This is a genomic window from Sulfitobacter sp. EE-36 (assembly GCF_000152605.1).
Taxonomy (GTDB): domain Bacteria; phylum Pseudomonadota; class Alphaproteobacteria; order Rhodobacterales; family Rhodobacteraceae; genus Sulfitobacter; species Sulfitobacter pontiacus.
Genome location: NZ_CH959310.1, coordinates 2,614,560 through 2,626,759 on the forward strand (window position 1 = coordinate 2,614,560; position 12,200 = coordinate 2,626,759).

The following is a 12,200-nucleotide window of genomic DNA, read 5'->3' on the forward strand; positions in this document are numbered from 1 at the left end:
CGCGAGGCTACGACGTTTGGGTGCCGAGATGTGATGTTAGCGCAAACATACTGAGATTTCCGTTTTTCACAAGTCTGTGCACCAAATGACACGGGGTTTTATTGCGCATACCATTCGCATAGACAAAGAAAAGTAATTTATACAGGTGAGGTCCGGTTTCCTATGAAAGACGTTGTCGACGCAAATATCGGTAAATTTCAGGATCCTGCCCTGACGGCCAAGGGCGAACCCCGCGCGACTGTCAGCCTGACAAACCCGCAGACGCTGTGGTTCAACACCGGCACCCTGTGCAACATTGAATGTGTGAACTGCTATATCGCGTCCAGCCCGACGAATGATGCGCTGGTCTATATCACCGCCGACGAGGTGCGCGATTATCTGGGGCAAATCACGCAGCGCAACTGGCCGGTGACAGAGATTGCCTTTACCGGCGGTGAGCCGTTCATGAACCCGCAGATGATCGAGATCACCGAAGCCTCGCTGGCCGCCGGATATGACGTGCTGATCCTGACCAATGCCATGCGCCCGATGATGCGTAAATCCGTGCAAGCGGGGCTGGTACGCCTGAACGAAGCCTATCCCGGCAAGCTGACATTGCGCATTTCCGTCGATCACTACCGCACCGATCTGCATGACGCAGAGCGCGGCGCGGGCGCGCTGGAAAAGACAGTGACCGGCATGAAATGGCTGCGCGACAATAACATCCGCATGGCCGTTGCGGGGCGGTCGGTCTTTGGCGCGACGGACGAAGACAGCCGCGCCGGATACGGGGCTTTCTACGCTGAACACAACTTTGACATCAACCCGCAAGACCCTGGGATGACAGTGCTTTTTCCTGAGATGGATGAAACCGTCGAAGTGCCCGAAATCACCACCGCCTGCTGGGGAATTCTGGATAAATCCCCCGACGCGGTGATGTGTTCAAGCTCGCGTATGGTGGTAAAGCGCAAAGGTGCGGCGACCCCTGCCGTGCTGGCCTGCACCCTGCTGCCCTACACCGAAGAGTTCGAGCTGGGCCATTCGCTGGAAGAGGCGGAAAAAGACGTAGCCCTGAACCACCCTCATTGCGCCAAATTCTGCGTCTTGGGCGGGGCAAGCTGTTCGGCCTGACCCCGCGCCCGCACTGCACTAGGGGCGGATGATCGCGCCGACCTTGGGGTCGGCCTCCCCCCGTGCGAGGGTGGCATAGACCTCTTCCGCATCGGCCACGCCGTCATGCACCTGCACCTCCATCCAATCGGATGCGCTGGCCGCGATGCGTTTCCACGCGGCGGTGATCTGCGCCTCGATCTTGCCGGGACCCCATTCCTCGCGCCGCTTGGCGACCTGTGAGGGCGCAAAGAAGAATTGCGGCTTGGGGCCATCCAACGGGGCTGTCGGGGTGAACTGATCCCAATGGCTCAGCCCGACAGCCGAGGAATGTTTCAGCTGATTTTTCAGCGTGCTGTGCAGTTTGGCTTTGACCGTACTATTGCCGGACATATCGACATAGACGGATGGGACGTGGGCCAGCGCGTCGATCTGGTCGTAGGTCAGCACCGTATCGCAATGCCCCAAACCTTCAACAAACGCGCGATTGCCAGCAGATGTGAGGCCCACGATCTTGACCCCGCGCGCCTCTGCCTCGGCGAGGTAGCTGCACAGGCCCAATCCGGTCTTGGACGATGCGCTGCCCACAATAATCTGCTTGGCACCGAAGAATTCGTTATCCAGCAGCCAGTCGTAGATCAGATACGACGTCGCCAGCAGCGGTTGCAGCAAGGCGCGCAAGTGATTCTCTGATGCGGGGGCGGTTTTGACGGGCGTGTACTGATTATAGATCAAGGGCAATTTCGCGCGATGTGCCGCCGCATCCATCAGACCGGCCGCGCCTTTTTCAGGCGTGATCACCAGTTCGGATGCCATTGGATAGAAGCCATAAAGCCGCGTGCCGAGCTCAAGAACCTCTGTGCGGCTTTCGACGACTTTTGCAGTCCCCCACACGGGCACAATCCCCCATCCGTTCTCGGATGTCGGGAAAAACTGCCAATAGCCGATATCGAAACCCGCCGCCGCATAGGTCACATTGTTCGATGTCACCGCGAAGCTTTCGATCGCAAGACGCGCCTGCCCCGGTGCCAGCGGCTCTCCCTCCGCCTCGAGCATGCGGGTTTCGGTGATTGCGTTTTGATTGACTAATATCTGTTGCACGTAGATGCCTCCCCCTCGTTTTGCTTTAGCCTACCCCAAACGCGCGGGCTTGAACCACCAATTGACATTGACGTTACGCCACAAAAGTCACGCCGGATTTAGTATCATTACATTTCAACAACTTAGCCTGATGAGCAAGTGAATCCCCGCCTGCCAAGGCCGCAGGCATTGCACCCGATATGCCCCGTCTGCTATACAAAACCGCAAGATATAGAACCAGCAAGAGCTAGGCAGATTACGTGAACGACACGCCAGAAACCCCTGAAAACGATGATGAAATCCCGGCTACGCGCCCCGTGTATGATGGCCCTTCGGTCAATATCGAACACGAGATGCGGACATCCTATCTGGATTACGCCATGTCGGTCATCGTTTCGCGCGCCATTCCCGACCTGCGAGACGGGCTGAAACCGGTTCACCGCCGCATCATCTATTCGATGTATGAAAAAGGCATCACCCACGAAAAAGCCTACCGCAAGTCGGCAAAGTCCGTGGGCGACGTGATGGGTTCCTATCACCCGCATGGGGACAGCGCGATCTATGACGCTCTGGTCCGCATGGCGCAGGACTTCTCTATGTCGCTACCGTTGATTGACGGTCAGGGTAACTTTGGGTCGATGGACGGCGATAGCGCTGCGGCGATGCGTTATACGGAATCGCGCCTTGATAAGGTCGCGTCCTTCATGACCGGCGATCTGGACAAGGAAACCGTTGATTTCATCGACAACTACGATGGCAAAGAACGCGAACCTACAGTTTTGCCTGCACGTTTCCCGAACATGCTGGTCAACGGTGCGGGCGGTATCGCCGTTGGTATGGCGACGAACATCCCGCCGCATAACTTGGGCGAAGTGATCGACGCCTGTCAGGCCCTGATCGAGAACCCCGATCTGACCTCGGAAGAGCTGATCGAATATATCCCCGGCCCCGACTTCCCCACCGGCGGGATCATGCTGGGCCGATCGGGCGCGCGCAAAGCCTATCTTGAGGGGCGCGGCAGTGTGATCATGCGGGCCAAAACCCGTGTCGAAGAGATTCGCAAAGACCGTTTCGCCATCGTCATCGACGAGATTTGCTATCAGGTGAACAAATCCACCATGATCGAAAAGATCGCCGAGCAGGTGCGCGAGAAGAAGATCGACGGCATCGCCCATGTTCAGGATGAATCTGACCGCAACGGCGTGCGGGTTGTGATCGAGCTGAAGCGCGACGCGACGGCCGAAGTGGTGATGAACCAGCTTTACCGTTTCACCCCGATGCAGACCTATTTCGGCTGTAACATGCTGGCGCTCAACGGCGGCCGGCCAGAGCAGCTGACCCTGCGCAAGTTCCTGACATCCTTCATCGATTTCCGCGAAGATGTCGTCGCCCGCCGCACTGCCTATCTGCTGCGCAAAGCGCGTGAACGCAGCCACATCCTGTGTGGTCTGGCCGTGGCCGTTACCAATATCGACGAGGTCGTCGCGACGATCCGGTCCTCCGCCGATGCCGCTGAAGCGCGCGAAAAGCTGATGACCCGCCGTTGGCCCGCGGAACAGATCCTGCAATATATCGCACTGATCGACGATCCGACACATACCGCCAATGACGACGGCACCTATAACCTGTCCGAAGCACAGGCCCGCGCCATTCTGGAACTGCGTTTGCAGCGTCTGACACAGATCGGGGTGAAAGAGGTCACCGACGAGCTGGAAGAACTGGCCAAGAAGATCAAGGAATACCTTGAAATTCTGGGCAGCCGCGAACGGATCATGGGCATTATCTCGGACGAGCTGGCCGAGGTGAAAGACCAGTTTGCCGTGCCGCGCCGCACAGAGATCGTCGACTGGTCCGGCGATATGGACGACGAAGACCTGATCGCGCGCGAGGATATGGTCGTGACCGTAACCTCCGGCGGCTATATCAAGCGCACCCCACTGGTCGATTTCCGCAGCCAACGCCGCGGCGGTAAAGGTGTTTCGGGCATGCAGACGAAGGAAGAGGACGTCGTCACCACTCTCTTCGTTGCCAATACCCACACGCAACTGTTGTTCTTCACGACCGACGGCATGGTCTACAAGCTCAAGACCTGGCGCTTGCCCCAAGGCGGGCGCACGTCAAAGGGCAAGGCGATCGTTAATATCCTGCCCATCCCGACCGGCGTCTCCATCGCGGCGATTATGCCCGTGGATCGCGACGAAAAAGAATGGGACGACCTTCAGGTCGTGTTCGCGACATCCGCCGGCACCGTGCGCCGTAACAAGCTGTCGGATTTCACTAACGTCATGCGCAACGGCAAGATCGCCATGAAGTTCGAGGACGACCACGCCGACACCACGCTGATCAACGCACGCATCGCGTCGAATGACGATGATGTCATGCTGGTGACCAATTCGGGCCGCGCGATCCGCTTCCCTGCGACGGATGTGCGCGTCTTCAACAGCCGCGCCTCTGTCGGGGTGCGCGGGATCAAGCTGAACGGCGATGACGAGGTCGTCTCCATGTCGATCATCCGTCACTTCGACGCCAGCTCGGAAGAGCGGACGGCCTACCTCAAGATGCGGCGCGCGATGGCCGGTCTGGCCGATGATGCGGAAGGCGACGAAGACGAAGCCCCCGCCGATCCGAATTTCTCTCAAGAACGCTACGCTGAAATGTCCGCAGCCGAGAACCTGCTGCTGACAATCACCGAAAAAGGCGCGGGCAAACTATCCTCCAGCCACGACTATCCCGTGCGCGGGCGTGGTGGCCTAGGCGTGACCGCGATGGACAAAGCGATGCGCGGTGGCGATATCGTCGCCTCCTTCCCTGTCGAGATGGATGATCAGATCATGCTCGCGACCTCTAAAGGGCAATCGATTCGCGTCCCGGTAGAGGGTATTTCTTTCCGGTCGCGCAGTGCCGGTGGCGTCAAAGTCTTTGACACCGGACGCGGCGAAGTTGTGGTTAGCGTTGCCTGGATTGCAGATCAGGGTGATGAAACCGGCGACGACGAGATCGCAACGCCTGAAGCGTAAGTCGCCCACCAGAATGCTAAAAGCCGCCCCTCGTACTGAGTGGGCGGCTTTTTTCTTTGCGCGCTACGGATTGGCATAAAAAAACGCCCCCGAGGGGGCGTTTTCGAAACTCTCAGATCGTCAGATCTGTATTGGTTACGACCCGTTGGAACCGTTGGAGCCGTTTGTGCCGTTTGCGTCGTCATCGTTGCTTGCGATAACTGCAACTGCAACGATAACCGCTGCGATACCACCGGCCGCGGCGGGGCTCAGGCCCTCAAAGCCAACGCCACCAGCGGCGCTTGGATCGATGCAACGACGTGCAATGATGCCATCGATTTCGGTAGGTGCCTGGCAAGCGTAGGTAACGCCGTTTTCGCCAACAACTGTGGTTGGGTAGCCGGCAACGCCGGAATCACCACCAACAGCGGCTTGGGTTGTAACTTGGGCGGAAGCTGCGCCGGCAGTCATCAAAAGCGCGGCGGCAAATGCTGTAAAGCGTGTCATAATAATTTCTCCAGTTTGCGAAGGTCAAAAATCTTGATCATCATATCGCATATTTCAGGCGCAATAGCAAACTTGATATTGACGCTAGGGTCATCAGATCAAGTAAATGCAATTCAACCGACCGTTTTCGGGCTCGGCCAGACTATAATGCATATAGAGTGCTGAATTTCTCCGTCAAATAGGAAAGCAAGGGGGCCTCGCTCGGCTGCTCCCCGGTGGCGCGCGTGATCAGATTCCGCGGGGCGTAAAGCCCGCCGTGGCGTTGGACATTCTCACGCAGCCAGCCCGTCGCCGCAGAGGTATCGCCCTGCGCCAATTGCGCATCCAGTTCCGGTACATCGCGGCGCAGCGCCGTATTCAGGCACCCGGCATAGACATTGCCCACGGAATATGTCGGGAAATAGCCGAACAACCCGACCGACCAATGTACATCTTGCAGCACGCCATTCGAGGGCCGGTCAACCGCATAGCCGAAATCGGCTTCGAACCTGTCGTTCCACGCGGCTTCCAGATCACCGACCTGCAGATCACCCGCCATCAAAGCGCGTTCCAGATCAAACCGCAAAAGCACGTGCAGATTGTATTGCAGCTCGTCGGCCTCGGTCCGGATATAGCCGTCAGAGACGCGGTTGACGATGCGGTAGAAGGTTTCTTCATCCGCTACGCCAAAATCACCGAAGGCATCGCGCATCTGACCATACAACCAGCCGGTAAAGGCACGGCTACGTCCAAGCTGGTTTTCATAGATGCGGCTTTGACTTTCGTGGACCCCCATAGACACCCCCGCCCCCAGCGGCGTCAGAAGGTAGTCCTTGTCGATGCCCTGCTCGTAGCAGGCATGCCCGACCTCGTGGATGGTGGAATAGAAACAGTTGAACGGGTCCAGCTCGTTGGTGCGTGTGGTGATCCGCACATCAAGCCCGGACCCGCTTGAGAACGGATGCACGGCCTTATCCACGCGCCCCATGGTCATATCATAGCCGAAGGTGGTGGCGAGCTGGCGTGTCAGCTTCATCTGGGTCTCCGCGTCAAAACGGCCCTCTAGCACCGGCGGTGCTTCGGCGGCGCGCACGGCTTCACGCAGGCGCGTCAGCTCGGGGCGCAATGCGCCGAACATCGCCTCCAGCTCGGCAGCACGCGCACCGGGTTCATAATCATCCAGCATCGCGTCATAGACATCGCCGCCAGCAGCCAGCGCCTGCCCTTCTTCGCGCTTCAACGCGATCACCTCGGCCAGGGTCGGGGCAAAGGCCGCGACATCATCGGCGGCGCGCGCCTCGGCCCAGATGCCCTGCGCTTCCGAGGTGACCCGCGCGATGCGCGCGGCAAGGGCTGCGGGCACTTTAGAGCTGCGCGCGTGACTGCGACGGATGTCACGCAGCTGCGCTTGTCCCACGGGGTTCAGCGCCGCCTCGTCGATCCTGTCCAGCCATTCGGGAATGCGCGGATCCACACGGCGCGCATGAAGCACGCCTTCCATTGCCGCCATCTCCTCGCCACGCTGCGGGGCGGCCCCGCGTGGCATGACGGTCTCCTGATCCCAGCCCAATCGGCCTGCGACCTGTGCCAGCGCCTCGGTTTCGCGCTGGAACGCCATCAGCTCATCAAAAGCACTCATCAGGATTTACCTCGTACAGATGTCGGAATGGGATAGGCGCTCAGGAAGCGGGCGCGCAGGATCAGCACCCACAGCACCACGGCAAGCACCTGATGGAAGATCGCGATATGTACCGGTGCGGCGTTGATCACGGTCACAATGCCCAAGGCAATCTGCCCCAGCATCGCAATCATCATCAGGTTGAACGCTTTGCGCGTATTGGGATGCGCCGATTTACGGCCGCGCAGCCAGACCACGATAGCAAAGGCAAACAGCAGATAGCCCGCCATGCGGTGCATGAACTGCACCAGCCCGGGGTTTTCAAAGAAGTTGCGCCAGACCGGCATGATGCTGAAGGCGTCAGGCGGAAAGAACTGCCCCTGCATCAGCGGCCAATCGACAAAGAACCGCCCCGCATCGATCCCCGCGACCAGCGCGCCCAATAGGATCTGCAGGAAGGCAAAGTGCAACAGGCCCGTCGACATGCCGAACAGCTTCGCCTCCTTGGCGCGGCGCGCCTGCATCAGGTCACGCTCGCTTCGGCCCAAGAGCAACGCATACCAGGTGATGAACCCGAGGATGACAAAGGCAAGCCCCAGATGCGTGGCCAAACGGTAGCTGGCGACATCCAGAACCGCCTCTCCGGTGGTGACGCCCGATGACACCATCCACCAGCCGATCGCGCCCTGCAGACCGCCAAGACCGCCCAACACAAGCAAACGCCCGGACCAGCCAACGGGGATCTGGCGACGCAAGAGAAACCACAAGAACCCGACAGCCCAGACCAGACCAATCACCCGGCCCAACTGCCGATGGCCCCATTCCCACCAGTAGATTGCTTTGAAATCAGACAGTTCCATCCAGGAGTTCTGGACCTGAAACTCGTCAATCTCTTGGTATTTGGCGAATTCCGACTGCCAGTCCGCCTCGTTCATCGGCGGCATGGCTCCGGTAAAGGGCTTCCATTCGGTGATGCTCAGGCCGCTATCGGTCAATCGGGTCAGACCGCCCACGGCGATCATCACAAAGACCAATGCGAATAGGATGAACAGCCAGATACGGATGCCACGGCGTGCCCCACCCCGCCCACGGTCAATGCCGCCAGCCTGTGCCACGGGGCGCGTGGCCTGCGCCTCGCCTACGTCCTCGAACAGCTTTCGTTTTTCGGCCATGGTGCCTCTCGTCTGCTAGGGTTTGTGCAGAAGTAGGACACAAGCGCACAAAGGTCTAGCCGCGCTCTTTCCAACGTACCATCTGTCGCAGGGTGCCGTGCAAGGTCTGCACATCGGCACGGGTCAGCGGCAGGCGCGACCACATGTTGCGCAGATTGATCTTCATGCTGGCGGCCTTGTGCTCGGGATAGAAAAAGCCGGCGGTGTCCAGACGGTCCTCGAAATGCCGTGCGAGATGTTCGATCTCGCTGTTGTCGGCCCAGTCGGTGCCCGCCATCTCGACCTGCTCGGCCACGACATCGCCCTGCGCGCGCATCCACTCATAGCCCATCAACAACACACATTGCGCAAGGTTAAGCGAAGCAAAGGCAGGGTTCACCGGCACCGAGACAATCGCATTCGCGCGGCTGATATCGTCATTCTCAAGCCCTGCCCGTTCCGGCCCGAACAGCACCGACACACGGCGGCCCTCGCGGATCATCTGCGCGGCTTTCGCCATAGCCGCTTCAGGACTATAAACTGGCTTGGTCAGATCTCGATCACGCGCCGTGGTGGCAAAAACAAAGGCAGCATCACCCACAGCACCAGCCAGATCATCATAGATCACCGCCTCATCCAGCAACCGCCCCGCACCAGATGCCATGGCAACGGCCGAAGGGTTCGGCCAGCCGTCACGCGGCGCGACAATGCGCATGCGATCAAGGCCAAAGTTCCACATGGCGCGAGCGGCGGCACCGATGTTTTCGCCCATCTGCGGGCGCACAAGCACAAAGGCCGGGATCTGCGGGTGTTCTACTGTATCATTCATGGGCACCTCATACGCGCGCGGCGCGCACCTCGCAAGAACGACGGGGCGCTCCATCCGCCTTCCAAATGGGAAAAAATCCTCGCCGAAGGCATAAAAGTTTTTCTTTCCCCGCGTGATCCGCTAATTGACGCGCAATAATGCAAAGGACAGCAAGCCATGGATACGCCCGAACAGCCGCAGCTTTACCTGATTACCCCGCCCGAGCTTGAACTCTCCAGCTTTCCCGACCAGCTGGCGCGTGTGCTGGATGCGCATGATGTGGCCTGCGTGCGTCTGGCGCTTAGCACCCGTGACGAAGATCGCGTGATGCGCGCGGCGGATGCGCTGCGGGGCGTCACCGACGCGCGTGACATTGCGCTGGTGATTGCGGATCACACTTTGCTGGCGGAACGGTTGGGGCTTGATGGCGTGCATCTGTCGGATGCGGCGCGCTCCGTGCGTCATGCGCGCAAGACCTTGGGCGATGACGCCATTGTCGGCAGCTTTTGCAACGGCTCGCGTCACGACGGCATGGCCGCAGGCGAAGCGGGTGCGGATTACATCAGCTTTGGTCCGGTGAACGCGTCCCTGCTGGACGATGGCACCCACGCCGAACAAGACCTGTTCCAGTGGTGGTCCGAAGTGATCGAAGTGCCGGTCGTCGCCGAAGGCGGGCTCAACACCGATCTGATCCGCACGCTCACCCCCGTTACCGACTTTTTCGGCATCGGGGATGAAATCTGGACCAGCGAAACACCCCAGCAGGCGCTCGCTGATCTGATTGCCGCGATGAAGTAACCGCGCAGGGCGGGTGTTACAGGAACACCCGCTCTACGAACCAATAGGCCCCGATGATCGCAATCGCGACCGAAGCCGGGATGGCGACAAAGCGACGGTAGGGTGCCGCGACCTGACGGAACTGCACCGACAGGAAACACCCGGTAAAAACCAGCGCCAGCGGGATCAGGAACACCGGCACCGGTGCCTCCAGCAGCGCGGCCACGGCGGGCATCGGCACGATGCACAGCGCCAGCGCAATCACCGTCAGCGCCACATAAAGCCCCTTGGCCGCACGCGGGTCACCCTGCCCGCGCATCACCCGCAGCGCCTGCCAGACACAGAGGAACATGACTGCAATCACGGTGAGCTGCCCGATCTCTACCCCGATGTTGAACCCGATGAGCGCCGGGATGAACTGGTCTTGCGGCAAGCCGAATTCCCCCAGCACCGAGGCAAAACCAAGCCCGTGCAACAGACCAAAGCCAAAGATCACCAGCGGTCTCCACGGGCTGAGCCCTGCAAGAAAGATATTCTCGACCGCGACATAAACGATAGAGGCGGCGATCAGCGGCTCGACAATGCTGCCGGGAACAGTCACCCAGCCAAGCGCGCCAAGCGCCAATGTCACCGTATGCGCTGCCGTAAACGCCGTAACCTGCCAGATCAGCGGGCGCAGATGTGTCGACAGGAAAAATAGGCCCAGCACGAACAGGATATGATCCAGCCCCTTGGGCAGGATGTGGTCAAACCCGACGGGAATATAGCTGGTAAAGGCCTCCCACGCGGATTGCTGTCCGCCGCCCGCAAGCAAAATTTCGGGGCTTTCCGCGCCACCGTCCAGATAACCGGTATAGGGGTTTTCGACCCCTTGTTGGCGCAGGACCAGCGCGCCTGACCCATCGGGCCATGACACCACCAGCCCGCGCGTGTCTTGCGGCACCGTTGCTTGCAGCGACCATTCTGCGATACGGGGCAGCTCTGGGTTCACATCTTCGGGAAGCGTCAGCGCCACTGCCTCCAGCGCCACAGGCTCCCCATCGGCGCGCAGCAGCGGTAGCGCGTTCCACTGGGCCAGCAATTCCGGCGCACGGGCCGCGACCTCACCGGTCGGCAAGGCACGCAAGCTGTCGTAATCGCTGGCATTTTCGGCATCATTCGTATCGGCCACCGCGTCCAGATCAATGCCGGACATCAGCGCCTCTAGGTTCACGCGCAGATCAAGCGTGACCTGACCGTCGCTGCTTTGCACGTCGGCGATGGTCGGCACGACTTCATGCGCCTGCGCGAGCCCTGCCATCCCACTTGACAAAACCAGCGCATAGGCCAGCTTGAGTATCAGTTTATAAAAGGTTGTTGTCATGTTTCTGTCCCGTTTCGTACTCGTACTATCATTCTTATTACCAACTTCGGCTGTCACTGCGCATGAATTCTGGTTGGACGCGCCCGCGTATCAAGTACAGACCGGCACCGAAATAACAACCGACATCCGCAACGGTGAGTTGTTTGAGGGCACACGCCTCGCCTATTTCCCGAACAGCACCGAACGGTTTGACGTGACTTTTGACGGGGAAACCACACCGGTCTCAGCGCGCATGGGCGATATCCCGGCGCTGAAGATGACCGCGCCGGATCAGGAAGGGCTGGCAATCGTCGCGCATCAGTCCAAGGCGACAATGCTGACCTATAAAGACTGGCAAACATTCGTCGGATTTACCGTGCATAAGGATTTCATGCAGGCATTGGCCGAGCACCGCTCAAAGGGCTACCCCCAAGACAAGGTCCGCGAACGCTATAGCCGCTATTCCAAGGCGCTGATCGCGGTCGGCGACGGACAAGGTGAAGACAAAGCCTTGGGGCTTGAAACCGAATTTGTCGCGCTCACCAACCCCTACACGCTTGCGGCGGATCAGCAGATGGAGGTCGCGCTGACCTACCAGCAAGAGCCGCGCCGCGATGTGCAGGTTGAAGTCTATGAACGTGACGCTGACAAGAACGTCACCGTGACCAAATACCGGACGGATGACACGGGGCACGTCCAATTTCCGGTTACCGCGGGGATGACCTATCTGGTGGATGCCGTGGTGCTGCGCCCTGCCCCGGACGTGGAAACCACCCCCACCAGCCCCCAATGGGAGAGCCTTTGGGCATCGCTGACATTTGCCGTGCCGGAATAGGCCTTTTCGCGCCGCCGC

At 59.6% G+C, this 12,200-nt stretch carries 10 protein-coding genes; 4 read left to right on the forward strand and 6 right to left on the reverse strand.

Going from position 1 to position 12,200, the window contains the following annotated elements; translation table 11 throughout:
- The first annotated feature begins 162 nt into the window (after positions 1 to 162).
- Positions 163 to 1,110 (forward strand): radical SAM protein, encoded by a 948-nt coding sequence (locus EE36_RS15275; RefSeq protein ID WP_005853749.1) that lies wholly within the window; start codon positions 163 to 165, stop codon positions 1,108 to 1,110.
- Positions 1,111 to 1,128: 18 nt separating this feature from the next.
- On the opposite strand, the gene EE36_RS15280 is transcribed toward EE36_RS15275, so the two are convergent.
- Entirely contained in the window at positions 1,129 to 2,190 is a 1,062-nt protein-coding gene (locus tag EE36_RS15280; RefSeq protein WP_005853751.1) for a DUF2855 family protein, read from the reverse strand.
- A gap of 239 nt (positions 2,191 to 2,429) precedes the next feature.
- On the opposite strand from EE36_RS15280, the gene gyrA reads away from it, so the two are divergent.
- On the forward strand, positions 2,430 to 5,186 hold the full coding sequence (gene gyrA, locus EE36_RS15285; RefSeq protein ID WP_005853753.1) for a DNA gyrase subunit A: 2,757 nt from the start codon (positions 2,430 to 2,432) through the stop codon (positions 5,184 to 5,186).
- A 135-nt stretch (positions 5,187 to 5,321) separates the two neighbouring features.
- Here gyrA and EE36_RS15290 read toward each other — a convergent pair whose 3' ends face one another.
- The 4 genes from EE36_RS15290 to EE36_RS15305 form a co-directional block, all read right to left on the reverse strand.
- Complete coding sequence (locus EE36_RS15290; protein ID WP_005853754.1) at positions 5,322 to 5,672, reverse strand: hypothetical protein; 351 nt, start codon at positions 5,670 to 5,672, stop codon at positions 5,322 to 5,324.
- Positions 5,673 to 5,814: 142 nt separating this feature from the next.
- Complete coding sequence (locus EE36_RS15295; RefSeq protein WP_005853755.1) at positions 5,815 to 7,290, reverse strand: carboxypeptidase M32; 1,476 nt, start codon at positions 7,288 to 7,290, stop codon at positions 5,815 to 5,817.
- The gene (ctaA, locus tag EE36_RS15300; RefSeq protein WP_005853756.1) at positions 7,290 to 8,441 is read right to left on the reverse strand and encodes a heme A synthase; all 1,152 of its coding nucleotides are present in this window, start codon (positions 8,439 to 8,441) and stop codon (positions 7,290 to 7,292) included. Before ctaA ends, EE36_RS15295 begins: the two co-directional genes overlap by 1 nt.
- Before the next feature lie 55 nt (positions 8,442 to 8,496).
- Entirely contained in the window at positions 8,497 to 9,249 is a 753-nt protein-coding gene (locus tag EE36_RS15305; protein WP_005853757.1) for an RNA methyltransferase, read from the reverse strand.
- Positions 9,250 to 9,405: 156 nt separating this feature from the next.
- On the opposite strand from EE36_RS15305, the gene EE36_RS15310 reads away from it, so the two are divergent.
- Positions 9,406 to 10,026, forward strand: a complete 621-nt coding sequence (locus tag EE36_RS15310) for a thiamine phosphate synthase (RefSeq protein ID WP_005853758.1) — start codon at positions 9,406 to 9,408, stop codon at positions 10,024 to 10,026.
- Between the two features lie 16 nt (positions 10,027 to 10,042).
- Here EE36_RS15310 and EE36_RS15315 read toward each other — a convergent pair whose 3' ends face one another.
- The gene (locus EE36_RS15315) at positions 10,043 to 11,368 is read right to left on the reverse strand and encodes a HupE/UreJ family protein (protein ID WP_005853759.1); all 1,326 of its coding nucleotides are present in this window, start codon (positions 11,366 to 11,368) and stop codon (positions 10,043 to 10,045) included.
- Between EE36_RS15315 and EE36_RS15320 the strand changes: the two genes are divergently transcribed.
- Positions 11,367 to 12,182 (forward strand): DUF4198 domain-containing protein, encoded by an 816-nt coding sequence (locus EE36_RS15320; protein ID WP_039912046.1) that lies wholly within the window; start codon positions 11,367 to 11,369, stop codon positions 12,180 to 12,182. The two genes, EE36_RS15315 and EE36_RS15320, sit on opposite strands and share 2 nt — an antisense overlap.
- The last annotated feature ends 18 nt before the right edge of the window (positions 12,183 to 12,200 follow it).

Bases quoted from the DNA above. Each gene is read 5' to 3' on its own strand.
- EE36_RS15305 (WP_005853757.1), bottom strand. From the start codon at position 9,249: ATGAATGATACAGTAGAACACCCGCAGATCCCGGCCTTTGTGCTTGTG.
- EE36_RS15290 (WP_005853754.1), bottom strand. From the start codon at position 5,672: ATGACACGCTTTACAGCATTTGCCGCCGCGCTTTTGATGACTGCCGGC.
- ctaA (WP_005853756.1), bottom strand. From the start codon at position 8,441: ATGGCCGAAAAACGAAAGCTGTTCGAGGACGTAGGCGAGGCGCAGGCC.
- EE36_RS15310 (WP_005853758.1), top strand. From the start codon at position 9,406: ATGGATACGCCCGAACAGCCGCAGCTTTACCTGATTACCCCGCCCGAG.
- EE36_RS15295 (WP_005853755.1), bottom strand. From the start codon at position 7,290: ATGAGTGCTTTTGATGAGCTGATGGCGTTCCAGCGCGAAACCGAGGCG.
- EE36_RS15275 (WP_005853749.1), top strand. From the start codon at position 163: ATGAAAGACGTTGTCGACGCAAATATCGGTAAATTTCAGGATCCTGCC.
- EE36_RS15315 (WP_005853759.1), bottom strand. From the start codon at position 11,368: ATGACAACAACCTTTTATAAACTGATACTCAAGCTGGCCTATGCGCTG.
- EE36_RS15320 (WP_039912046.1), top strand. From the start codon at position 11,367: ATGTTTCTGTCCCGTTTCGTACTCGTACTATCATTCTTATTACCAACT.